Raw genomic sequence first — 22,302 nt, forward strand, 5'->3', positions numbered from 1 at the left:
ACCTGCGAAACCCGCACACAAACGTGCGGGAAAACTATGCAAATCGTCGCACGACCGTCCCCCGGGAGGAGGTGATCCTGAGCACTGCACGGTCAGGGGCCGCCCCAAGCCCTAATCTCGTGCTCACAGGTCCCGCCACCCTTACGGGCGCCTGTGTCCCATCGCCGCAATGTACCCAGGAGTCACCACAGTGACCGACGTAACCGGCGCCGCTGCCGACGTGCTGCACACCCTGTTCCACTCGGACCAGGGCGGCCATGAGCAGGTCGTGCTCTGCCAGGACCGCAAGAGCGGCCTCAAGGCCGTCATCGCCCTCCACTCCACCGCGCTCGGCCCCGCCCTCGGCGGGACCCGCTTCTACCCGTACGCGAGCGAGCAGGAGGCCGTCGCCGACGCGCTGAACCTCGCGCGCGGGATGTCGTACAAGAACGCCATGGCCGGGCTCGACCACGGCGGCGGCAAGGCCGTGATCATCGGCGACCCGGAGCGCGACAAGAGCGAGGAACTGCTTCTCGCCTACGGCCGCTTCGTGGCCTCGCTCGGCGGCCGCTACGTCACCGCGTGCGACGTCGGCACGTATGTCGCAGACATGGACGTCGTCGCACGCGAGTGCCGCTGGACCACCGGCCGCTCCCCCGAGAACGGCGGCGCCGGCGACTCCTCCGTCCTCACCGCCTTCGGCGTCTACCAGGGCATGCGGGCCAGCGCACAGCACCTGTGGGGCGACCCCTCGCTGCGCGACCGCAGGATCGGCGTCGCGGGCGTCGGCAAGGTCGGGCGCCACCTGGTGGAGCACCTCCTCGAGGAGGGCGCCGAGGTCCTGATCACCGACGTACGCCAGGAGGCCGTGGAGCGGATCGCCGGCCGGCACCCCGCCGTCTCCGCCGTCGCCGACACCGACGCGCTGATCCGGACCGAGGGGCTCGACATCTACGCCCCCTGCGCGCTCGGCGGAGCCCTGAACGACGTCTCCGTGCCGGCGCTGACCGCGAGGATCGTCTGCGGCGCCGCCAACAACCAGCTCGAGCACCCGGGCGTGGAGAAGGACCTCGCCGACCGCGGGATCCTCTACGCGCCGGACTACGTGGTGAACGCCGGCGGGGTCATCCAGGTCGCCGACGAACTGCACGGGTTCGACTTCGAGCGGTGCCGGGCGAAGGCCGCGAAGATCTTCGACACCACACTGGCTATCTTCGCACGTGCGAAGGAGGACGGGATTCCGCCGGCCGCCGCGGCCGACCGGATCGCCGAGCAGCGGATGCATGAGGCGGCGGCCAGGAAACCGGCGCACTGACGTTTGACCGGTACCCGTCGGCGCACACTTAGAGAGAACTCTCACGTTCGTCGGCGGGTCGGCCGCGAAGAAGTGGTTAAAATCGCGGTTGACCAGCGGGGACGGGGCTCCCCGAGGGTTCTGGGCCAGGGCACGTGCTGCGGGCGACGTACCGTATGGGCGTGGGCTCAGGTACCGTGGAAGCCCTACGGACCGGTCTCTCTGCGGAGAGCCCGTTCTAGATCATGAACGCGTGTCAAGACTCTGGGGCCGTCGAGCCCCGTATTCGAGGGGGTCGAGCCATGGGGCGCGGCCGGGCAAAGGCCAAGCAGACGAAGGTCGCCCGCCAGCTGAAGTACAGCAGCGGCGGGACTGACCTCTCGCGTCTGGCCAATGAGCTGGGCGCTTCGACTTCGAGTCAGCCGCCGAATGGCGAGCCGTTCGAGGACGACGAGGAAGAAGACGACCCGTACGCCCAGTACGCGGATCTCTATAACGACGACGAGGACGAGGACGACGAGTCCGGTCCTACGTCTCAACGCCGCGGAGCTTGACGACCTGGCTGTGCGTAACCCGGTCCGGGGTGGTCCACACCACCGGACCGGGTTTTGCGCTGCCTGTCAGTGCCTAGGCGTAGTCACCGACGAGTTCGGCACCCGTGGTGTGCTCACCGCGGTCCGTGATCTCGCCCGCGACCCATGAGTCGACCCCGCGGTCGGCCAGGGTGGCCAGGGCGACGTCCGCCGACTCCTCGGGCACGATCGCGATCATGCCGACGCCCATGTTCAGGGTCTTCTCCAGCTCCAGGCGCTCGACCCGGCCCGTCGTGCCGACGAGGTCGAAGACGGGGCCCGGGGTCCAGGTGGTGCGGTCCACGACGGCGTGCAGGCCGTCGGGGATCACACGGGCCAGGTTGGCCGCCAGACCGCCGCCGGTGACGTGCGAGAAGGCGTGCACCTCGGCCGTGCGGAGCAGGGCCAGGCAGTCCAGTGAGTAGATCTTGGTGGGCTCCAGGAGTTCCTCACCGAGGGTGCGGCCGAGCTCGTCGATCCGGGCGTCCAGGGCGAGGCCCGCCTCGTTCAGGAGCACATGCCGCACCAGCGAGTACCCGTTCGAGTGAAGACCCGAGGCCGCCATGGCGATGACCGCGTCACCCTTACGGATGCGATCCGCGCCGAGCAGCCGGTCGGCCTCCACGACGCCCGTACCGGCGCCGGCGACGTCGAAGTCGTCCGGGCCGAGCAGACCCGGGTGCTCGGCCGTCTCGCCGCCCACCAGGGCGCAGCCGGCGAGCACACAGCCCTCGGCGATGCCCTTGACGATCGCGGCGACACGCTCGGGGTGGACCTTGCCGACACAGATGTAGTCGGTCATGAAGAGCGGCTCGGCACCGCACACCACGATGTCGTCCATGACCATGGCGACCAGGTCGTGGCCGATGGTGTCGTAGACGCCCAGCTGACGCGCGATGTCGACCTTGGTGCCGACGCCGTCGGTGGCGGAGGCGAGCAGGGGACGCTCGAAGCGCTTGAGGGCGGAGGCGTCGAAGAGTCCGGCGAAACCGCCGAGGCCGCCGAGGACCTCGGGGCGCTGGGTCTTCTTCACCCACTCCTTCATCAGTTCTACGGCGCGGTCGCCCGCCTCGATGTCGACGCCCGCGGCTGCGTAGCTGGCACCGGTTGTCTCAGACATGGCAGTAGAGAACTTTCGTGTCGTACGGCAGGTATGACGGGCTGCCTACGGGCGACGGATCGCGTCGGCCGCGGCCGTGGCGGCGGGCCCTGCGGCCAGCTCGGTCTCCAGGAGCTGCTTGCCGAGCAGCTCGGGGTCCGGGAGCTCCATCGGGTACTCGCCGTCGAAGCAGGCGCGGCAGAGGTTCGGCTTGGCGATGGTGGTCGCCTCGATCATGCCGTCGATGGAGATGTACGCCAGGGAGTCGGCGCCGAGCGAGGTGCCGATCTCGTCGATGGTCATGCCGTTGGCGATGAGCTCGGCGCGGGTGGCGAAGTCGATGCCGAAGAAGCAGGGCCACTTCACGGGGGGCGAGGAGATCCGGATGTGGACCTCGGCGGCGCCCGCCTCGCGGAGCATGCGGACCAGGGCGCGCTGGGTGTTGCCGCGGACGATCGAGTCGTCGACGACGACCAGCCGCTTGCCCTTGATGACTTCCTTGAGCGGGTTCAGCTTCAGGCGGATGCCGAGCTGGCGAATGGTCTGTGAGGGCTGGATGAACGTGCGGCCGACGTAGGCGTTCTTCACCAGGCCCGCGCCGAAGGGGATCCCGGAGGCCTCCGCGTAGCCGATGGCCGCCGGGGTGCCGGATTCCGGGGTCGCTATGACCAGGTCGGCGTCGACGGGCGCTTCCTTGGCGAGCTTGCGGCCCATCTCCACGCGGGAGAGGTACACGTTCCGGCCGGCGATGTCGGTGTCGGGGCGCGCCAGATAGACGTACTCGAAGACACAGCCCTTGGGCTTCGCTTCCGCGAATCGGGAGGTGCGCAGGCCGTTCTCGTCGATGGCGACGAACTCGCCCGGCTCTATCTCGCGGACGTAGCTCGCGCCGCAGATGTCGAGGGCGGCGGACTCGGAGGCGACGACCCAGCCGCGCTCCAGGCGGCCGAGGACCAGCGGGCGGATGCCCTGCGGGTCGCGGGCGGCATAGAGGGTGTGCTCGTTCATGAAGACGAGCGAGAAGGCGCCCTGGACCTGGGGGAGGACCACGGGAGCGGCCTCCTCGATGGTCAGCGGCTTGCCGTCCTCGTCGACCTGGGCCGCGAGGAGCGCGGTGAGCAGGTCGGTGTCGTTGGTGGCGGCCACACGCGGGCTGCGGCCCTCCTGCTTGGGCAGGTCGGCGACCATCTCGGCGAGCTGCGCCGTGTTGACCAGGTTGCCGTTGTGGCCGAGCGCGATGGAACCGTGCGCGGTGGCACGGAACGTCGGCTGGGCGTTCTCCCACACGGAGGCGCCGGTGGTCGAGTAGCGGGCGTGACCGACCGCGATATGACCCTGGAGCGAACCGAGCGAGGTCTCGTCGAAGACCTGGGACACGAGGCCCATGTCCTTGAAGACGAGGATCTGGGAGCCGTTGCTGACCGCGATTCCCGCGGATTCCTGGCCCCGATGCTGGAGGGCGTAGAGCCCGAAGTAGGAGAGCTTGGCGACCTCTTCGCCCGGAGCCCAGACACCGAAGACGCCACAAGCGTCCTGGGGGCCCTTCTCACCGGGGAGCAGGTCGTGGTTGAGTCGTCCGTCACCACGTGGCACGGTTCCGAGTGTAGGCGAGATCGACCACTGGTCCGAATTCGCGGAGAGTGGGCTTTCTTACTCCGCGTGGGCCGTAACGCTCTCGCCGGAGGCGCCGGTGATCTTCAGTGAATCCCGTTCCTGCTGGTAGGAGACCTTGCCGGTGAGGATTTCGGCGAGTTGGCGCTCGGTCTTCATCACCGGGCCCGAACACATCATGCGCGTGGTCGCGAGGCGCCCGAACTCGATCGTGCCGTCCTTGACGGTGGCCCTGCCGTTGAAGGTGTTGCAGCCGAGGCTGCCGGTGACGGTGTTGTTCCTGGTGAGGGTGAGGTAGGCGTTCTCGCCCAGGGACCAGCGGGTGCCCTTCAGAGCGGGGGCCTTCTGCTCGCGCAGGGTGATGGTGTCGTTCTGCGGGCTGGTCAGTGTGAGGGTCCTGGCACCTGACGGGCCCTTCAGCTCGGCCTTGAGGTCGTTGTCGAAGACGCCGACGAACTTCTCCTCGAACCTCCCCACCGCCCCTGGGCAGCCGATGAGTGTCATGGCGAGGTCGGAGACCTTCACGGTGTCGCCCTGGATGTCGACATCGGCACCGATGCTGTTGCAGCCCACGGAACCACCGGAGTTCCCGCCGCCGACGTCCGGTTCGGCGGCGCCGGGCTTGAAGTCGATGCGAGCCTTCCTGCGGGCACCCTTCTCGGGCAGGACGTAGTCCTTGCCGTCGACGGTGACCTTCTGGGGCACCCAGGAGGTGTCCGCGATGGTGGAGACGTCCAGGGTCCTGGTCCCCACGCTCTCCGTGCCACAGGCGGCCAGGACGGTGGTCCCGGCCAGTGCCGCGGCCGCGTACTTGGCGTATGTCGTCCGCTTCATGACTCTTTGACGCACGAGACGTGCGATGGGTTCAGCCCATCAGCGGGAGCAGTGCGCCCAGGTCCGCCCGCTCCCCGCTCGCGCTGACCTTGGCGGCGTCGAGCGCGTCCTTCCAGGTCAGCCGCCCGGTGGCGAGCCGGATCCAGGTCAGCGGGTCGGTCTCGACGACGTTCGGCGGGGTGCCCCGGGTGTGCTTCGGCCCCTCGACGCACTGCACGACGGCGTACGGCGGCACCCGCACCTCGGTCGAACCGCCGGGCGCCTTCGCGGCGAGGGCGTCGGCGAGGAGGCGTGTGCAGGCGGCGAGGGCCTGACGGTCGTAGGGGATGTCGAGGCCGGGGACGGCGGCGTTCAGGTCGTCGGTGTGGACGACGAGTTCGACGGTGCGGGTGACGAGGTAGTCGGCCAGGGGCAGCGCGCCGGCGTTGGTCTCCAGGAGCCGGGTGCCGGGGTGGGTGTCCAGCAGCTCGGTCAGGGTCCGGTCGACGTCGGTGAGGTAGGCGTCGAGGTCGGGGTGCCGCTCGGCCAGGTCCCGGGTGAAGTCGGCGATGGCCGCGGAGCTGGCGGAGGTGGCGAACGGCCAGTCGAGCAGCACGGCGTCCTGCCGCGCGGGCGCGGGCCGGTCCAGGCTCCGGTGGACGGCCGTGACCGCCATCCCGATGTGCGCGACCAGCTCCCGTACGGTCCACTCCCCCAGCCGTGTCGGCAGCGCCAGTTGCTCGGGGCTCAGCGTCCGTACGGCCTCCCGTACGTTCCCGAGCTGGGCCTGGACGGCCGTGCGGATCTTGGCGGGGTCGTAGGCGCGGGCACGCTTCCTGGCCGTGGGCATGGCGGTGAGCCTAGTCGGCGGGGAAGACGGACAAGGAGGGAAGGGTGATCGTCGGATTCGGACGGCTCCTGGGCCCTCTTCGGCACCGTCCTGGTCCGGTGTACGGCATGGGGCGGCGCCGGCCTGATGGCCCTGACCGCCCGCCGGAGATCCGGCTGCCCAAGGCCCCCGCCGAGCCCGGCACTTCCGGCCCGCGCTCGAACCGGTGGCGGCGTGACGAAGGCCCCACTCGTCACAGCGACGGGCGGGGCCTTCGGAGTCGTACGGCCGCGGCCTACTTGAGCAGGGCCGGGATCGTGTCCTCGTGCGCCCGGCGCAGCTCCTCCAGGGTCAGTTCGAACTCGCCCTGGAGCTCGACGGTGTCCCCGTCCACGACCCCGATACGGGTGACCGGGAGGCCCCGCGCACCGCACATGTCGTTGAAGCGGAGTTCCTCCGAGCGCGGTACGGCGACGACCGCGCGGCCCGCCGACTCGGAGAAGAGGAGCGTGAAGGCGTCCAGCCCGTCCGGTACGACCAGACGCGCGCCCTTGCCGCCCAGCAGCGCCGACTCCACGACCGCCTGGATCAGGCCGCCGTCGGAGAGGTCGTGCGCGGAGTCGATCATGCCGTCGCGGGAGGCGGAGATCAGGATCTCGGCCAGGAGGCGCTCGCGCTCCAGGTCGACCTTCGGGGGCAGGCCGCCGAGGTGGTCGTGGACGACCTGCGACCAGGCCGAGCCGCCGAACTCCTCATGCGTGTCGCCGAGGAGGTACAGCAGCTGGCCCTCCTCCTGGAAGGCGACCGGCGTACGGCGGGCGACGTCGTCGATGACACCCAGGACCGCGACCACGGGAGTCGGGTGGATGGCGACATCGCCCGTCTGGTTGTACAGGGACACGTTGCCGCCCGTGACCGGCGTGCCCAACTGCAGGCAGCCGTCGGCCAGTCCACGGATCGCCTCCGCGAACTGCCACATCACGGCCGGGTCCTCGGGGGAGCCGAAGTTCAGGCAGTCCGAGACGGCGAGCGGCTTGGCGCCGGTCGTCGCCACGTTGCGGTACGCCTCCGCCAGCGCCAGCTGCGCGCCGGTGTACGGGTCCAGCTTCGCGTAACGGCCGTTGCCGTCCGTCGCGATGGCCACGCCCAGACCCGTCGACTCGTCGATGCGGATCATGCCGGAGTCCTCCGGCTGGGCCAGCACGGTGTTGCCCTGCACGAAGTGGTCGTACTGCGAGGTGATCCACTTCTTGGAGGCCTGATTCGGGGAGGACACCAGCTTCAGGACCTGGTCCTTCAGCTCCGCGCTCGAAGCCGGCCGCGGCAGCTTGTTCGCGTCGTCCGCCTGGAGCTCGTCCTGCCAGGACGGGCGGGCGTACGGGCGCTCGTAGACCGGACCGTCGTGCGCGACCGTGCGCGGGTCGACGTCGACGATCTTGCCGCCGTGCCAGTAGATCTCCAGCCGGTCGCCGTCGGTGACCTCACCGATGACGGTGGCGATGACATCCCACTTGTCGCAGATCTCCAGGAACCGGTCGACCTTCTCCGGCTCCACGACCGCGCACATGCGTTCCTGCGACTCGCTCATGAGGATTTCCTCGGGCGAGAGCGTGGAGTCGCGCAGCGGTACGTCGTCCAGCGTCACGCGCATGCCGCCGGAGCCGTTGGAGGCGAGCTCGGAGGTGGCACACGAGAGGCCGGCCGCACCCAGGTCCTGGATGCCGACGACCAGCTTCTCCTGGAAGGCCTCCAGGGTGCACTCGATGAGGAGCTTCTCCTGGAAGGGGTCGCCGACCTGCACGGCCGGGCGCTTCGACGGCTTGGCGTCGTCGAAGGTCTCGGAGGCCAGGATCGAGGCGCCGCCGATGCCGTCGCCGCCCGTGCGAGCCCCGTACAGGATGACCTTGTTGCCCGAGCCGGATGCCTTCGCGAGGTGGATGTCCTCGTGCCGCATGACGCCGATGGCACCGGCGTTGACCAGCGGATTGCCCTGGTAGCAGGCGTCGAAGACGACCTCGCCGCCGATGTTCGGCAGACCCAGGCAGTTGCCGTAGCCGCCAATGCCGGCGACGACGCCGGGGAGCACGCGCTTGGTGTCCGGGTGGTCCGCCGCACCGAAACGGAGGGGGTCGACCACGGCCACCGGCCGCGCGCCCATCGCGATGATGTCGCGGACGATGCCGCCGACACCCGTGGCCGCGCCCTGGTAGGGCTCGACGTACGAGGGGTGGTTGTGCGACTCGACCTTGAAGGTCACGGCGTACCCCTGGCCGACGTCCACGACGCCCGCGTTCTCGCCGATACCGACGAGCAGCGCGTCGCTCTGCGGGGCCTTCTCGCCGAACTGGCGCAGGTGCACCTTGGAGGACTTGTAGCTGCAGTGCTCGGACCACATCACCGAGTACATGGCGAGCTCGGCACCGGTGGGCCGGCGGCCGAGGATCTCCACGACCCGCTCGTACTCGTCCTTCTTCAGGCCGAGTTCGGCCCAGGGCAGCTCGACGTCGGGGGTCGCGGCCGCGTGCTCGACCGTGTCCAGAGGCGTCCGGCTCATACGTTGACCAGCTTCTTGAGGATCGAGGTGAAGAAGGGGAGGCCGTCGGTGCGGCCGGTGCCGATCAGCGGCTCCACGGCGTGCTCCGGGTGCGGCATGAGGCCCACGACGTTCCCGGCCTCGTTGGTGATCCCGGCGATGTCCCGGAGGCTGCCGTTCGGGTTGAAGTCCAGGTACCGGAAGGCCACCCGGCCCTCCGCCTCCAGCTTGTCCAGCGTGTACTCGTCGGCGACGTACCGGCCGTCCATGTTCTTCAGCGGAATGTTGATCTCCTGGCCGGCCGAGTAGTCGGTCGTCCAGGCGGTGTCCGCGTTCTCCACCCGCAGCTTCTGGTCACGGCAGATGAAGTGGAGGTGGTCGTTGCCGAGCATCCCGCCCGGGAGCAGGTGGGCCTCGGTGAGGATCTGGAAGCCGTTGCAGATACCGAGGACCGGGAGGCCGGACTTCGCCTGCTCGATGAGGGGCTCCATCACCGGCGAGAAGCGCGCGATGGCACCGGCGCGCAGATAGTCGCCGTAGGAGAAACCGCCGCACAGCACCACGGCGTCGACCTGATGGAGGTCCTTGTCCTTGTGCCAGAGGGCGACCGGTTCGGCGCCCGCGAGGCGGATCGCACGCTGGGTGTCACGGTCGTCGAGGCTGCCGGGGAAAGTGACGACGCCAATACGAGCGGTCACTTCGCGGCCTCCGCGACTTCCTCCACCTTGACGGTGAAGTCCTCGATCACGGTGTTGGCGAGGAAGGATTCCGCAAGATCGTGGATGCGGGCGAGCGCGGCCTCGTCGACCGGTCCGTCAACTTCCAGTTCGAATCGCTTTCCCTGACGTACGTCGGAGATGCCGTCGAAACCCAGTCGCGGCAGTGCACGCTGCACCGCCTGGCCCTGGGGGTCGAGGATCTCCGGCTTGAGCATGACGTCGACTACGACGCGTGCCACTGGCACTCCCGGTGGTGTGGTGCTGAGCAGGTTCCTTCAGACTACCCGCACAAAATTTCTACGCGCGTTGAGTTGTAGGAATCTACGTGACGGCCATCACGGCACAGCACGGAGGAGGACGTCCGTGAAAATTTCCCGGAAAGATCTCAGATCGACACCCGATACCTATTGCGCTCGGACACGCGGAAGGATTTAGTCGAGCTTCACAATGCATTGTCGGGCACTGTACAAATGAATTGACAACGTGCCGCACGAAGGGACCGATATTCGTGGCGCAGAAGGTCGTGGTCACTCTCTTTGACGACATCGACGGCTCGGAAGCGGCGGAAACGATCGCCTTCGGACTCGACGGCAAGTCGTACGAGATCGACCTGAATCAAGCCAATGCCAAGAAACTGCGTAAGGCACTCGAGCCCTACGTGGAGGCCGGCCGCAAGCGGTCCCGGTCCGGCAAGGCGTACCGGCAGACCGAGGTCGCTCCCGACCCGGCGGCGGTCCGGGCCTGGGCCCAGGCCAACAAGATGGACGTCCCCGCCCGCGGACGGATCCCCAAGAAGGTCTACGAGGCGTTCGCCGAGGCCCAGTAGGGCCGGTCGACACCGGGTCACCCGCCCCTCGGACCAACCGACTTGCGTTGCACCCCACCTGGTCAGCTAGAGTTTGGAGCACGCCGAGGGGCGAGGCCGAAAAAGCCCAGCTCACGGAGTACACGCGGGTGTAGTTCAGTAGTAGAACATCCCCCTTCCAGGGGGAAGGCGCAGTGTGCAATTCCTGTCACCCGCTCTGCATCGCCGTCCGGACCACTCTGGTGGATCGGGTAGGATGATGCTCGCGCCGATCGGTGAGAGCCGGTCGGAGGCAATGCGGACGTAGCTCAGTTGGTAGAGCGCAACCTTGCCAAGGTTGAGGTCGCCAGTTCGAACCTGGTCGTCCGCTCCATGAAGAAGACCCCGGTCATCGCGACCGGGGTCTTTTTTCATGTCCGGTTTCATGTCCGGTGCACCGTCTGACATTTGTCATACGGAGTGGTGACAGCGCGCACTGCTGTCGCATCCGGTCCGCCGGGACGCTGGCTTCATGAACACCGACGAACACGAACACGTGATTGAGGTCACCGACCTGCGGCGTGTGTACGGGGGCGGGTTCGAGGCCGTGCGCGGGATCAGCTTCGCCGTGGACAGCGGAGAGGTCTTCGCCCTGCTCGGCACCAACGGCGCCGGCAAGACCTCCACCGTCGAACTCCTCGAGGGGCTCGCCCGGCCGACCGACGGGCGGATCCGGGTCCTCGGCCATGATCCGTACGCCGAGCGGGCCGCCGTACGCCCGCGCACCGGGGTGATGCTCCAGGAGGGCGGCTTCCCGTCCGAGCTGACCGTCGACGAGACCGCGCGGATGTGGGCGGGCTGCGTCAGCGGCGCCCGGCCGCCGCTGGAGGTGCTGGAACTCGTCGGGCTCGCACGGCGGACCGGCGTACGCGTCAAGCAGTTGTCCGGGGGCGAGCGGCGGCGCCTCGACCTGGCGCTCGCCCTGCTCGGCGACCCCGAGGTGCTGTTCCTCGACGAGCCGACGACCGGCCTCGACGCCGAAGGGCGCAGGGACACCTGGGAGTTGGTGCGGGCGCTGCGGGACAGGGGGACGACCGTGCTGCTCACCACCCACTACCTGGAGGAGGCCGAGGATCTCGCCGACCGGCTGGCGATCCTCCACGAGGGACGGATCGCGGTCACGGGCACACCTGCCGAGGTGACCGCCGCGCAGCCGGCGCGGATCTCGTTCGAGCTGCCGGAGGGGTACTTCGTGGGGGATCTGCCACCGCTGGGGGAGCTGGGGGTGAGCGGGCACGAGCTCGACGGCAGCGTCGTACGGCTGCGGACGCGGGAGTTGCAGCGCACGGCCACCGGACTGCTGGTGTGGGCCGAGCGGGCCGGGGTCGAACTGCGGCGGCTCGATGTGCGGTCGGCCTCGCTGGAGGAGGCGTTCCTGGGGATAGCGGCGCGCGAGGAGGTCTCAGCATGAGCATGAGCACGGTCACCACTCCGGTGAGCAGGCTGGGCGCCCTCGCCCGCGCCGAGTTCACGCTGCTCGGACGCAGCAGGGCCACGCTCGTCGCGGCCGTACTGGTGCCGCTCGCGCTGCCGTTCAGCCTGCGGTCCGTCGTGGAGGACATGGACGTCGAGGAGGCCGGGCTGAGCGTCGGCCTGGTCCTGCTGCCGGCCGCGGTCGGCTTCGCCCTGCTCTTCGGTGTCTACGGCGCCCTCGTCGGGATCTACACCTCCCGGCGCGAGGAACTGGTGCTGAAGCGGCTGCGCACCGGGGAGCTGCGGGACGCCGAGATCCTCTGCGGCACCGCGCTGCCGATCGGCGCGACCGGGCTCACGCAGTCCCTGGTGCTGGTCGCCGCGAGCACGGCTCTGCTCGACGTGCCCGCGCCGCACGCGCCCCATCTCGTCGTGCTGGGGCTGCTGCTGGGGCTGGTGATGTGCGCCGCGCTCGCGGCCGTGACGGCGGCCGTGACCCGGACCGTGGAGAGCGCGCAGGTCACCACGCTGCCGTTCGTGCTGATCTCGATGACCCTCTCGGGCGTCACCGTCCCCCTCGAACTGCTGCCCGACAGGTTCGCGTCGGTGTGCGAACTCCTGCCCCTGTCGCCCGTGATCACCCTGGTCCGCGGCGGCTGGTCGGGCACGCTCTCCGCCTACGAGGCCCTGGGCGCCATCGCGACCGCGGTGGCCTGGACGGTGCTGGCCGTGTTTGCTGTACAGCGGTGGTTCCGGTGGGAGCCGAGGCGCTGACGTACGGGGAGAGCATGCGCGAGGCAGGGGGCTGGTGGCGGCGGAAGAGCACGCCGGCGAAGGTGGAGACGTACACGCGCTGGTCGTTCCACTTCTTCGCGCTGATCTACGTCGCCTCGGTCGGCCTGCCGGTCTTCGGGGAGGTGACGGGGCAGCTCGCGGTCTGGCTGGTGCTGCTGGTGTGCGCGCACGCCGTGGTGTGTGCGGTGACCGCGTCGCGGGCGCTCGACTGGACGCGGGGGCGGCGCGAACAGCCGGTGCGGATGCTGTGGGTGCTCGGGGCGGTCACTCTCGCCATATCCGTGGCGGTGATCGGCATCGCCGAGCGTGGTCCGGACGACGACGGTCTCGACATGGCGGCGGGCGCGGTCTTCGTGGGCGTGCTGACCTTCGCGGCCGGTATCGGCGCGCTCGGCGTCCGCAGGCGACGGCGTGTGCTCGCACTCGTGGGCGGCTTCTCCGCGGGCGCCGCGCTCGGCGGCTTTCCGCTGGGTTACGCCGTCCCGGAGTCGCTGGTCACCGGGATAGTGGTGCTGATCGCCGCCGGATTCCTCGCCTTCACCTCCGTCTTCTCCGTCTGGCTCCTGAACGCCGTCTACGAACTCGACACGGCCCGCGAGACCCGCGCCCGACTCGCCGTCGCCGAGGAACGGCTGCGGTTCGGGCGGGACCTGCACGACGTGATGGGGCGAAACCTCGCCGTGATCGCGCTGAAGAGCGAACTGGCCGTACAGCTGGCGCGTCGGGGACGGGCCGAGGCCGTGGACCAGATGACCGAGGTGCAGCGGATCGCGCACGAGACACAGCGCGAGGTGCGGGATGTCGTACGGGGATACCGGGAGGCCGATCTCGGGATGGAACTCACGGGAGCGCAAGGTGTGTTGACCGCCGCGGGCATCACCTGCACGGTCACCGGGGAGCCGAACGGGCTGCCCGCCGAGGTGCAGTCGGCGCTCGGCTGGGTGGTGCGGGAGGCCACCACGAACGTCCTGCGGCACGGGGACGCCAAGCTGTGCGTGGTGACTCTGCGGAGAGAGGGACCGCGGGTGGTGCTGATCGTCGAGAACGACGGGGCGTCGCGATCGCGGGGCAGCGGCGGGTCCGGGCTCGCCGGACTGCGCGAGCGGCTCGCGGCCGTGGCCGGGACGCTGGAGGCGGGACCTGTCCGAGAGGGTGTGTTCCGGCTGGCGGCGGAGGTGCCGGTGACGGGGACGGAGGGGGCTCGTGATCGTGCACGTGGTGTGCCTGAGGTGGGCTCGTGATCGTGCAGGTGGTGTCGGGGGCGGGTGGGCTCGTGATCGTGCACGTGGGGTGGGAAGGGATGGGCTCGTGACCGTACGTGTGGTGGTGCCGGAGGTGGGCTTGTGAGCGTGCGGGTGCTGCTCGCCGATGACGAGCATCTGATCCGGGGCGCGCTCGCCGCGCTGCTGTCGCTGGAGGACGACCTCGCGATCGTCGCGGAGGCGGCGACCGGTCCCGAGGCGCTGGCGATGGCCCGGGCGCACGAGCCCGACGTGGCCGTACTCGATCTCCAGATGCCCGGCGCGGACGGTGTGAAGGTCGCCACATCCCTGCGGACCGAACTGCCCTCGTGCAAGGTGCTGATCGTCACCAGTCACGGGCGGCCCGGGCATCTCAAACGGGCGCTGCAGGCCGGTGTGCGGGGGTTCGTTCCGAAGACCGTGAGCGCGCAGCGGCTCGCGGAGATCATCCGCACCGTGCACGAGGGAAACCGCTACGTCGACCCCGAGTTGGCCGCCGACGCGATCTCCGCCGGGGACTCCCCCCTGACCGCGCGGGAGGCCGAGGTGCTGGAACTCGCCGCCGACGGGGCCCCGGTCGCGGAGATCGCCGAACGCGCCGCGCTGTCACAGGGGACCGTACGGAACTATCTGTCGTCGGCCGTCTCCAAGCTGGGTGCCGAGAACCGCCACACGGCGGTGCGGCTCGCACGCGAGCGAGGTTGGGTATAGTGGTTCTCGCGCCACGGCGCATGCGAACGTAGCTCAGTTGGTAGAGCGCAACCTTGCCAAGGTTGAGGTCGCGAGTTCGAACCTCGTCGTTCGCTCCATTGAAAAGCCCCCCGGTTTTCACCGGGGGGCTTTTCCGTTACGACCAGCTCGTGCCCGTCAGCCGCTCGTACGCCTCGATGTACTTGGCGCGGGTGCGGTCCACGACCTCCTGCGGCAGCGCCGGCGGGGGCCGCTCGCTCTTCCTGTCCCAGCCGGACTCCGCCGACGTCAGCCAGTCGCGCACGAACTGCTTGTCGTACGACGGCTGCGCGTGCCCCGGCTCCCACTGGCCGGCCGGCCAGAAGCGGGAGGAGTCCGGGGTGAGGACCTCGTCCGCGATGACCAGGGTGTCCCCGTCGAAGCCGAACTCGAACTTGGTGTCCGCGAGGATGATCCCGCGGTCCCGGGCGATGTCCCGGCCCCGCGAGTACACCCCGAGGGTCGCCTGGCGCAGCTGGGCCGCGGTGTCGGCGCCGACCTGGCGGGCGACCTCCTCGTAGGAGACGTTCTCGTCGTGCTCACCGACGGCGGCCTTGGTGGCCGGGGTGAAGATCGGGGCGGGGAGCTCGCTGCCGTCGACCAGGCCCTCGGGGAGGGCGAGGCCGCAGACCGTGCGGGACTCGTTGTACTCCAACAGTCCGGAGCCGGTGAGATAGCCGCGGGCGACGGCTTCCACGGGGACCATCCGGAGCGACTTGCAGACCAGGGTGCGGCCCGCCCAGTCGGCGGGGGCGCCTTCGGGTACGGCCGTGCTCAGCACGTGGTTCGGCAGCAGGTCGGCGATCTGGTCGAACCACCACAGGGACAGCTGGGTGAGGACGCGGCCCTTGTCGGGGATCTCGGTCGGCAGCACCCAGTCGAAGGCGGAGATACGGTCACTGGCGACCATCACGAGGTCGCCCGCCTCGTTCTGGTACAGCTCGCGCACCTTGCCGGTGTGCAGGTGCACCAGGCCCGGAACCTGGAGCGGCTCGGGCTTTTCTACGAATCCGGACACGGTTCCTCCCCGTGAGTATGTCCAACGGGTCGATTGTCCCGTACGGGGCGCTGACCTTGGACTGGGGGTGCGCTGAGGGAGCGGCGGGTGTGCTGTTGGGTGAGCTCAGTCACGCTTGCAGATGCGGTCCAGGAGGTTGGCGGTGGCGCGCTGGACGCGGGTGTCGACATGGCCCGGGCGGTCCAGCGCCGGGGACCAGGCGAAGGTGCCGGCGGCGAAGACCAGGGCGCCGGACGGGGCGCGATAGAGGGAGGTCTCCTGGTGGCGGAGGGCGCCCTCGCTGTCGGCGTACGGCGAGTGCGCGAGCAGGATGCGGTCGTCGTGCTCCGGCAGCGGGGTGCGCGGGAAGTAGCGGTCGGCCTCGCCCGCGACCAGGCCAGCGAGTTCGTCGCCCTCCTGCGCACCGGTCGCCTCCCACACCCAGTGCTCGGCGTTGCGGACGATCAGGGGGTGGGGCTCGGGCACCCTTCCCGCGTACTGGATGCCGACCAACTGCTGCTCGGGGCGGTCCACTTCGCGCCAGAGCGCCGGTTTGCCCGGGCCCCTGCGTTTGCGGCAGGTCAGCAGACGGTCGGGGACACCGGACGGCGAGGGGCCCAACTCGACCTGCCAGTACATGGTGTTGGCGGACAGGAAGACCAGAGAAGTGCCGCTGTCACGGGCTCCCTCGACCGTGCGGCGCATGGCCGTCGACCAGTACTCGTCGTGGCCGGGGAAGACCAGGCCCCGGTACCGGGTGGGGTCGAGGTGGCCGGCGTGCAGGTCGCGGGCGTCGGCGTAGGCGAGGTCGTAGCCGTAGCGCTCGGCGAAGCGGATGAAGTCGTAGGCGTGGCCGACGTGCATGGGCAGGCCCGCGCCCGCGTACGGCCGGTCGAAGGAGACCGTGGTCGCGGCGTCGGCCTCGCCGAGGAGCCGCCCCTGTTCGTCCCAGGCGTGGTAGAGGCTGGCTCCGGTGCGGCCGTCCTCGGGGTAGAGGTTGTACGCCTGCCAGGTGACGTCGGGCAGAAGGAGCAGTAAGTCCGCGGGCTGGTTCTCGCGGACCGTGAAGGGGATGTGGGAGCGATAGCCGTCGGCGGTCGTGAGGACGGCGACGTATGCGCCGACGCTCCAGTAGGACGGGATCTGCAGCCGCCAGGACAGCCACCAGTGGTGGCAGGAGACCGTGCGGTCCGCGGTCAGCGGCGGGGGCTGGAGGATGCCGGAGAGGCGGGGGCTGGTGGTGATCTTCGCCGCGCCGTCGCCGCCGTAGTGGCCGATGCGGTAGATGTCGACGCCGAACTCCTGCGGCGGGTCGACGGTGATGTGGAAGTCGACGGCCTCGCCGGGGGCGACCGCGCCGGTCGAGGTGAAGCCCTTGATCTGGCGACGGACGTCGTCGGCGGAGCGGGGGCCGCCGCCGGGGGAGGTGCGGGGGGAGGGGATGCGCGGGGCGCCCTCCTTCGGGGTGTGGGCGGGGTCCGTCTCGACGTACCACGGGACCACCTGGCCGGTGTCGTCGAAGTACGTCTCACTGCCGCGCAGCCAGGGGACGGGGCCCTGGCCGAAGGGGTCCGTCACGGCGTGCGCGAGTGCTCCCGACTCCCAGCGGCGGATGTGCTCCGGTCCTGGGCCCATGGTCGCTCCCCTCCCTCGTGCCCCCGTTGTCCGTCCTGCGCGGTGCTTCGTGCCGGCACAAGCCCTTGCCATGTGCGCGATCGGTCTCAGCACATCACATTCCGCACCCAGGCTGTCACTATTCGTTGCGAATTGGCCGAAAGTGGAAGCGGGTACTCCGGATCCCTCAGACGAGGCGGACCGGCTTCTCGGGGCGTATCCCCGACTTGACCAGCCAGGCGCGCAGCGGGGCCGGGTCGCCGTCCTCCACGAGGCTCAGGACGCGGGGGGCGAGGTCCGCGGCGCGTTCGCCGTTGATGAGGAGCGACGGGCCGTCGAGCCAGTCCAGGCCAGGGGCGGCGCCGGCGGTGTCGATCGCGGCGCAGCAGACCATCGCGGTGACGTGGTCGGTGAGGAGTTCTCGGGCGCTGCGGGGTGGCTGAAGCGGGAAGAGGGGGAGGGCGGTGTCGTCCCAGGGGGTGGCGTCGGGCGTGCTGTGGGACTGGGGGGCGGCGGCTTCCTCACGGGCGAGCTCGGCGGTGAGCGCGGCGGCGAGCGTCTCGGCTTCGCCGTCTGTGCGTCCGCCCACGCCGTCCGCGGCACATTCGTCATCGGCGGCGGGTGGCCCCTGAGGGGCGGCAGCGGTCTCATGGTCGGTTGCTGCGGGCTCGGCCGGCGGGACGGGGTTGTGCTGTGCGGCCGCGAGGGTGTCAGCCGGGGGCTGGTCGTGCGGACCGGCCGCGAGGGCGTCAGCCGGGGGCTGGTCGTGCGGACCGGCCGCGAGGGCGTCAGCCGGGGACTGGTCGTGCGGACCGGCCGCGAGGGCGTCAGCCGGGGGCTGCTCGTGCGGACCGGCCGCGAGGGCGTCAGCCGGGGGCTGCTCGTGCGGACCGGCCGCGAGGGCGTCAGCCGGGGGCTGCTCGTGCGGACCGGCCGCGAGGGCGTCAGCCGGGGGCTGCTCGTGCGGTGCAGCCGCCAATGCGTCAGCCGAGGTCTGTTCACTGTCCGGGTCCGCCGCTATGACGCCGTCCGGTGGAGCCGGTACGGGGGCGGCGGGAGCCTGGTCGTGCCGGCTTGGTGCAGGTGTGGCGGTCGCGGGTGCGTCCGCCTGAGCCACCGCTTCGTGCTGTACGGCTCCGGCGTCGTCCGGGGAGGCGGGTCCACCGGTCGCCGCCACACCGTCGGCCGGCGGAATCGGGGCGAGGTCTGTGGAAGCGGGGTCACGCAGGGGTGCTGCGGTCTCGCCGGGCGCGAGAGCGTCCGTGGACGGCCGACCCGGCCCGTGGTGGATGGCGTCGGCGTCGTCCGGGGAGGAGGCCCCACTGTCCAGCGCAGGGTCTGTGGAAGAGGGGTCACGCAGTGATGCTGCACTCCCGCCGGGCGCGAGAGCGTCCGTGGACGCCCGACTCGACCCCTGCTCGCGCCCGTTCTGGACGGTGTCGGCGTCGTCCGTCGAGGTCGGTCCGCCGCCGGCCGCGGTGGTGGGGGCGGGTGAGTACGTGGGGGTCGCGGTGGCAGGCCGGTCGGCTGCCGGGAGGTGTGCAGGGGAGCCGGGGTGCCCGGGGGCTGACAGGTGGGCCAGGACTCGGGAGAGCGTGGGGCCGTGGGAGTCCGGCGGGGCGGTTCCCGGGGTGCGGCTCACGCCCTGGGCGTCGAGGACTCGGTGGAGGCGGGCCGCGTCCAGGCGCCACTTTCGGTCCACGACCTCTTCCGGGTACTCCTGCCAGTCCACCGGGGACCAGTCCTGCCCGGTCTCCGCCGGCCCGCCGTGGAAGAGGCGGGCGGCGAGGAGAGAGGCGGCCTCATCTATCGCGCCGGGCTCTTCGAGCAGGTCGCAGGCGGGGCGCTCACCCAGGCGGGAGGCGAACCCCTCGGCCAGGCGGTCACGACGGGACAGCTCGGTGAGGGCGGCCACCACGCCCGCGTCCAGGCGGGAGGGCCAGCGACCCATCCGCCAGGCGGGGAGCGCGACCCGCGTCAGCAGCCGGTCCCAGCCCGCGTACGCCAGGCCCACCTGTTCCTGGGCCACGATCCTGAGGCCGTAATCCACAGCCTGTGCACGCTCGGCGGCCGCGGCCGCGACCCCGCGCTCCATCTGGGTCGCGTGCTCCCGGCAGCTGCGCAGGAGGAGTCGGGCCACCCAGGCGACCCCCGCGCACACCACTCGGGCGAGCGGACAGCGTCCTGGAACGGAGCCGACGGCCACGGCCGCGTCCAGACCCCGCACGAAACGGCGGGCCGCCGCTATGTCGGGGTGCGCCGAAGGGCCCGTACCGGCGACGACCGGGGCGAGGACCGCGCGCAGTTCGCCGACGCGCATCCACCACAGGAACGGTGAGCCGATGACCAGCACCGGTGCGGCCGGGACCCGGCGGTGGGGTCCGCGGACGCCCGCGATCTCGTCGTCCCGGCCCTCCTGCGGGGGCGGGCCGTGGGCGGGGTGGGTGCGGTCCTCCAGCCAGCTGTCGCAGTCCGGGGTGAGCGCTATGGCGGAGGGGGCGGGGACGTCCAGGCGGTCGGCGAGGTCGCGCACCATGCGGTACAGGTCGGGCGCGGACTCCTCGGCGATCGCGACGGTAGGACTGACGGCGGGGCGGGCGCGGGCGATGACCAGGGCCACGGCTCCGGCGGCGACCAGCACCACGGCCCCGAGAACGGTCATGACCAGGCGGGCGGTGTCCCAGAACCCGCCCACGAGATGACTGGTGGAACCCCCGGCGAGCAGCACCACGGCCACCGCCGCGGGCAGCAGCGCCACGGCCAGCGCACGGCTGCGGATGCGCAGCACGGCGAGGGCCCGGGAGCGCGCGGCCTGCGCGGCTACCTCCACACCGATACCGGTCATGACCGGACCTCACCCCCTCCCTGCCGTCCTGGATGCCCAGCTGTCCTGGCGTTGCTCACTCCCCCACTGTGGCACCCGTCACTGACATCGCAATGCCGGTGGGCCAAGTGCCGGACCGCTTGCGCCGCACCATAGTTGGGGCCCGGGCCCCCGTCAGCCGTATAGAGCCCCGGTCACTCGATGGAATGGCTTTGGGGAGAGGTGGATGACGTACAGCAAAGATCAGGCCCCGAATCCTTAGACGGATCCGGGGCCTGTCGGGTTGTTCGGCAGCGGGGTGTTTCGCCCGATTTTCGAGCTTCTCAGGCTCCGGACGCCGCCTTCGCGGCGATGTCCGTCCGGTGCTGGGAACCGTCGAGCCGGATGCGGGCCACCGCCCGGTACGCGCGGTCGCGGGCCTCGGTGAGGTCCTTGCCCGACGCCGTGACCGACAGGACGCGGCCGCCGGCGCTGACGACGGCGTCGCCGTCCCGCTTGGTGCCGGCGTGCAGGACGTACGCGTGCGGGGCGTCCTCGGCGGCCACCTCGTCGAGGCCGGTGATCGGGTCACCGGTGCGCGGGGTGGCGGGGTAGTTGTGCGAGGCGACGACCACGGTGACCGCGGCGTCCTCGCTCCAGCGCAGCGGCTCCAGGTCGGCCAGGTTGCTGGTGGCCGCGGCGAGCAGGATGCCGGCCAGCGGGGTCTCCAGGCGGGCCAGGACGACCTGGGTCTCGGGGTCGCCGAAACGGGCGTTGAACTCGATGACCCGTACGCCTCGCGAAGTGATCGCGAGGCCGGCGTAGAGCAGGCCGGAGAAGGGGGTGCCGCGGCGGCGCATCTCGTCGACCGTCGGCTGCAGGACCGTCTGCATGACCTCGTCGATCAGCTTGGGGTCGGCCCAGGGCAACGGGGAGTAGGCGCCCATGCCGCCGGTGTTCGGGCCTTCGTCGCCGTCGAGGGCGCGCTTGAAGTCCTGGGCCGGCTGGAGGGGCAGAACGGTGTCGCCGTCGGTGATGGCGAAGAGGGAGACCTCGGGGCCGTCCAGGAACTCCTCGATGACGACCCGGTCGCAGGCGTTGGCGTGCGCTGCCGCGGCCTCGATGTCACTGGTCACGACGACGCCCTTGCCCGCGGCGAGACCGTCGTCCTTGACGACGTACGGAGCGCCGAAGGCGTCGAGGGCCTCGGCGACCTCCTCGGGGGTCGTGCAGACGTAGGAGCGGGCGGTCGGGACTCCGGCAGCGGCCATGACGTCCTTGGCGAAGGCCTTCGAGCCCTCGAGCTGCGCGGCCTCCCCGGACGGGCCGAAGACCGGGATGCCCACCTCGCGCACGGCGTCGGAGACCCCCGCGACAAGCGGGGCCTCCGGGCCTACGACGACCAGGTCGGCACCGAGCCGCTGCGCGAGCGCGGCCACCGCCGCGCCGTCGAGGGCGTCGACCGGGTGCAGCTCGGCGACCTCGGCGATGCCGGCGTTGCCGGGGGCGCAGTGCAGGGCACTGACGTCGGGGTCGAGGGACAGGGAGCGGCACAGGGCGTGTTCGCGGGCGCCGTTACCGATGACGAGGACCTTCACGGGGGTCAGCCTAACGGGGTTTTTGTGGGGGGTTCCAAAGGGGTGGAGGGAAGGGAGTCGTAGGTTCCTCCAAGATGGGCACTTGCGTGCGTCCCTGCATCCTCGCCTTATGGGTCTTATTCGTTGGTGATCTCCTCCACCACGGTCGCCCCGAGCTCGCGCACGATCAGTTCGCGACCCGAGAGGGCGGCCTCGTTGAGATCGGGGTCGTCGTCCTCGGGGATGTCGTCCTCGATGGAGACCGGCGGGGGCTCCGGCGCGGACCGCTGCGGGGCAGGGACCGGGGCTGGAGCCTGCGTCGACGTCGGCCGGGACGTCGGGGCGGGCGTCGGCTGGGGGAAGGACGGGGACGGGGCCTGGGGGGCCTGGGTGCCATAGCCCGCCGTGCTTCCGGTGCCGTAGCCGCCGGTGCTGCCGCCACCGCCGTAGCCACCGCCACCGCCGCCGTTGAAGCCTCCGGATGCGGGGGGCGCCCCTCCGCCGCCCGACGGGTCGACGACCGCCTCGATCTTCCACTGGACGCCGAACTGCTCGCCCAGCGCCTGCCGCAGCACCTCTTCGCTGCCGCTGCTCGCGAAGTTGTCGCGGGCGCCGGCGTTCACGAAACCGAGCTGGAGGGTGGTGCCGTCGAAGCCGGCCACGTGGGCGTTCTGGCTGAGCAGGATCCATGTGAAGCGGCGGCGGTTCTTGACGGCTTCCAGGATGTTGGGCCAGAGCTGGCGGGGGTCGGGGCCGCCGGTCGGCGGGGCGTAGGCGCCCGGTCCGGGTGCGGGGGCCGCGGGGGCGGGCTGGGYCGGTGCTGGGGCGGCCGTGGGCCGG

General features: G+C 70.7%; 18 protein-coding genes, 3 tRNA genes and 1 pseudogene. 10 read left to right on the plus strand and 12 right to left on the minus strand.

Annotation, left to right across the window (positions count from 1 at the left end):
• The first annotated feature begins 190 nt into the window (after nt 1-190).
• Nucleotides 191-1,294, plus strand: coding sequence for a Glu/Leu/Phe/Val dehydrogenase dimerization domain-containing protein (locus BFN33_RS46210; protein ID WP_069766225.1), 1,104 nt, complete (start codon nt 191-193; stop codon nt 1,292-1,294).
• Between the two features lie 281 nt (nt 1,295-1,575).
• A complete protein-coding gene (locus BFN33_RS46215; protein ID WP_069766226.1) occupies nt 1,576-1,827 on the plus strand; it encodes a DUF3073 domain-containing protein in 252 nt (83 codons plus the stop codon).
• Between the two features lie 73 nt (nt 1,828-1,900).
• On the opposite strand, the gene purM is transcribed toward BFN33_RS46215, so the two are convergent.
• The 7 genes from purM to purS form a co-directional block, all read right to left on the minus strand.
• A complete protein-coding gene (gene purM, locus BFN33_RS46220) occupies nt 1,901-2,965 on the minus strand; it encodes a phosphoribosylformylglycinamidine cyclo-ligase (RefSeq protein WP_069766227.1) in 1,065 nt (354 codons plus the stop codon).
• A gap of 45 nt (nt 2,966-3,010) precedes the next feature.
• Nucleotides 3,011-4,537 (minus strand): amidophosphoribosyltransferase, encoded by a 1,527-nt coding sequence (gene purF, locus BFN33_RS46225; RefSeq protein ID WP_062041437.1) that lies wholly within the window; start codon nt 4,535-4,537, stop codon nt 3,011-3,013.
• Nucleotides 4,538-4,594: 57 nt separating this feature from the next.
• Complete coding sequence (locus BFN33_RS46230) at nt 4,595-5,389, minus strand: META domain-containing protein (RefSeq protein WP_069766228.1); 795 nt, start codon at nt 5,387-5,389, stop codon at nt 4,595-4,597.
• 31 nt (nt 5,390-5,420) lie between these two features.
• Complete coding sequence (locus BFN33_RS46235) at nt 5,421-6,218, minus strand: maleylpyruvate isomerase family mycothiol-dependent enzyme (RefSeq protein ID WP_069766229.1); 798 nt, start codon at nt 6,216-6,218, stop codon at nt 5,421-5,423.
• A 274-nt stretch (nt 6,219-6,492) separates the two neighbouring features.
• Nucleotides 6,493-8,751 (minus strand): phosphoribosylformylglycinamidine synthase subunit PurL, encoded by a 2,259-nt coding sequence (gene purL, locus BFN33_RS46240; protein WP_069766230.1) that lies wholly within the window; start codon nt 8,749-8,751, stop codon nt 6,493-6,495.
• On the minus strand, nt 8,748-9,428 hold the full coding sequence (gene purQ, locus BFN33_RS46245; protein WP_069766231.1) for a phosphoribosylformylglycinamidine synthase subunit PurQ: 681 nt from the start codon (nt 9,426-9,428) through the stop codon (nt 8,748-8,750). Before purQ ends, purL begins: the two co-directional genes overlap by 4 nt.
• Nucleotides 9,425-9,688 (minus strand): phosphoribosylformylglycinamidine synthase subunit PurS, encoded by a 264-nt coding sequence (gene purS / locus BFN33_RS46250; RefSeq protein ID WP_007383088.1) that lies wholly within the window; start codon nt 9,686-9,688, stop codon nt 9,425-9,427. The genes purQ and purS overlap by 4 nt, the downstream gene beginning before the upstream one ends.
• Nucleotides 9,689-9,957: 269 nt before the next feature.
• Between purS and BFN33_RS46255 the strand changes: the two genes are divergently transcribed.
• From BFN33_RS46255 to BFN33_RS46290, 8 genes are all read left to right on the plus strand, one after another.
• The gene (locus BFN33_RS46255; RefSeq protein ID WP_062041418.1) at nt 9,958-10,275 is read left to right on the plus strand and encodes an Lsr2 family protein; all 318 of its coding nucleotides are present in this window, start codon (nt 9,958-9,960) and stop codon (nt 10,273-10,275) included.
• A gap of 124 nt (nt 10,276-10,399) precedes the next feature.
• Nucleotides 10,400-10,471: transfer RNA gene (locus BFN33_RS46260), tRNA-Gly, on the plus strand.
• 80 nt (nt 10,472-10,551) lie between these two features.
• Nucleotides 10,552-10,627 (plus strand) — tRNA-Gly (locus tag BFN33_RS46265).
• A gap of 138 nt (nt 10,628-10,765) precedes the next feature.
• Nucleotides 10,766-11,704: an ABC transporter ATP-binding protein gene (locus tag BFN33_RS46270; protein WP_069766232.1), complete on the plus strand. Its 939-nt coding sequence runs from the start codon at nt 10,766-10,768 to the stop codon at nt 11,702-11,704.
• Nucleotides 11,705-11,706: 2 nt separating this feature from the next.
• The gene (locus BFN33_RS46275; RefSeq protein WP_069766233.1) at nt 11,707-12,480 is read left to right on the plus strand and encodes an ABC transporter permease; all 774 of its coding nucleotides are present in this window, start codon (nt 11,707-11,709) and stop codon (nt 12,478-12,480) included.
• 14 nt (nt 12,481-12,494) lie between these two features.
• On the plus strand, nt 12,495-13,742 hold the full coding sequence (locus tag BFN33_RS46280; RefSeq protein ID WP_079141387.1) for a sensor histidine kinase: 1,248 nt from the start codon (nt 12,495-12,497) through the stop codon (nt 13,740-13,742).
• A 102-nt stretch (nt 13,743-13,844) separates the two neighbouring features.
• On the plus strand, nt 13,845-14,453 hold the full coding sequence (locus tag BFN33_RS46285; protein ID WP_069766235.1) for a response regulator transcription factor: 609 nt from the start codon (nt 13,845-13,847) through the stop codon (nt 14,451-14,453).
• Between the two features lie 22 nt (nt 14,454-14,475).
• Nucleotides 14,476-14,551: transfer RNA gene (locus BFN33_RS46290), tRNA-Gly, on the plus strand.
• Between the two features lie 38 nt (nt 14,552-14,589).
• Here BFN33_RS46290 and BFN33_RS46295 read toward each other — a convergent pair.
• From BFN33_RS46295 to BFN33_RS46315, 5 genes and pseudogenes are all read right to left on the minus strand, one after another.
• Entirely contained in the window at nt 14,590-15,489 is a 900-nt protein-coding gene (locus BFN33_RS46295; protein ID WP_069766236.1) for a phosphoribosylaminoimidazolesuccinocarboxamide synthase, read from the minus strand.
• A 105-nt stretch (nt 15,490-15,594) separates the two neighbouring features.
• Nucleotides 15,595-17,103 carry a N,N-dimethylformamidase beta subunit family domain-containing protein gene (locus tag BFN33_RS46300; protein ID WP_069766237.1) on the minus strand — a complete coding sequence of 503 codons (1,509 nt, stop codon included), beginning with the start codon at nt 17,101-17,103 and terminating at the stop codon, nt 15,595-15,597.
• 166 nt (nt 17,104-17,269) lie between these two features.
• Nucleotides 17,270-19,927, minus strand: coding sequence for a hypothetical protein (locus BFN33_RS55025; RefSeq protein WP_256123054.1), 2,658 nt, complete (start codon nt 19,925-19,927; stop codon nt 17,270-17,272).
• 302 nt (nt 19,928-20,229) lie between these two features.
• The gene (gene purD, locus BFN33_RS46310) at nt 20,230-21,483 is read right to left on the minus strand and encodes a phosphoribosylamine--glycine ligase (protein WP_069766238.1); all 1,254 of its coding nucleotides are present in this window, start codon (nt 21,481-21,483) and stop codon (nt 20,230-20,232) included.
• 116 nt (nt 21,484-21,599) lie between these two features.
• Nucleotides 21,600-22,302: pseudogene (locus BFN33_RS46315) on the minus strand (DNA polymerase III subunit gamma and tau); the annotation flags it as partial.

It is taken from the genome of Streptomyces sp. LUP47B (assembly GCF_001746295.1).
In the GTDB taxonomy this organism is placed as follows: domain Bacteria; phylum Actinomycetota; class Actinomycetes; order Streptomycetales; family Streptomycetaceae; genus Streptomyces.

Bases quoted from the DNA above. Each gene is read 5' to 3' on its own strand.
- purM (WP_069766227.1), bottom strand. From the start codon at position 2,965: ATGTCTGAGACAACCGGTGCCAGCTACGCAGCCGCGGGCGTCGACATC.
- BFN33_RS46275 (WP_069766233.1), top strand. From the start codon at position 11,707: ATGAGCACGGTCACCACTCCGGTGAGCAGGCTGGGCGCCCTCGCCCGC.
- BFN33_RS46280 (WP_079141387.1), top strand. From the start codon at position 12,495: ATGCGCGAGGCAGGGGGCTGGTGGCGGCGGAAGAGCACGCCGGCGAAG.
- BFN33_RS55025 (WP_256123054.1), bottom strand. From the start codon at position 19,927: ATGACCGGTATCGGTGTGGAGGTAGCCGCGCAGGCCGCGCGCTCCCGG.
- BFN33_RS46215 (WP_069766226.1), top strand. From the start codon at position 1,576: ATGGGGCGCGGCCGGGCAAAGGCCAAGCAGACGAAGGTCGCCCGCCAG.
- BFN33_RS46235 (WP_069766229.1), bottom strand. From the start codon at position 6,218: ATGCCCACGGCCAGGAAGCGTGCCCGCGCCTACGACCCCGCCAAGATC.
- BFN33_RS46230 (WP_069766228.1), bottom strand. From the start codon at position 5,389: ATGAAGCGGACGACATACGCCAAGTACGCGGCCGCGGCACTGGCCGGG.
- BFN33_RS46270 (WP_069766232.1), top strand. From the start codon at position 10,766: ATGAACACCGACGAACACGAACACGTGATTGAGGTCACCGACCTGCGG.
- purL (WP_069766230.1), bottom strand. From the start codon at position 8,751: ATGAGCCGGACGCCTCTGGACACGGTCGAGCACGCGGCCGCGACCCCC.
- BFN33_RS46300 (WP_069766237.1), bottom strand. From the start codon at position 17,103: ATGGGCCCAGGACCGGAGCACATCCGCCGCTGGGAGTCGGGAGCACTC.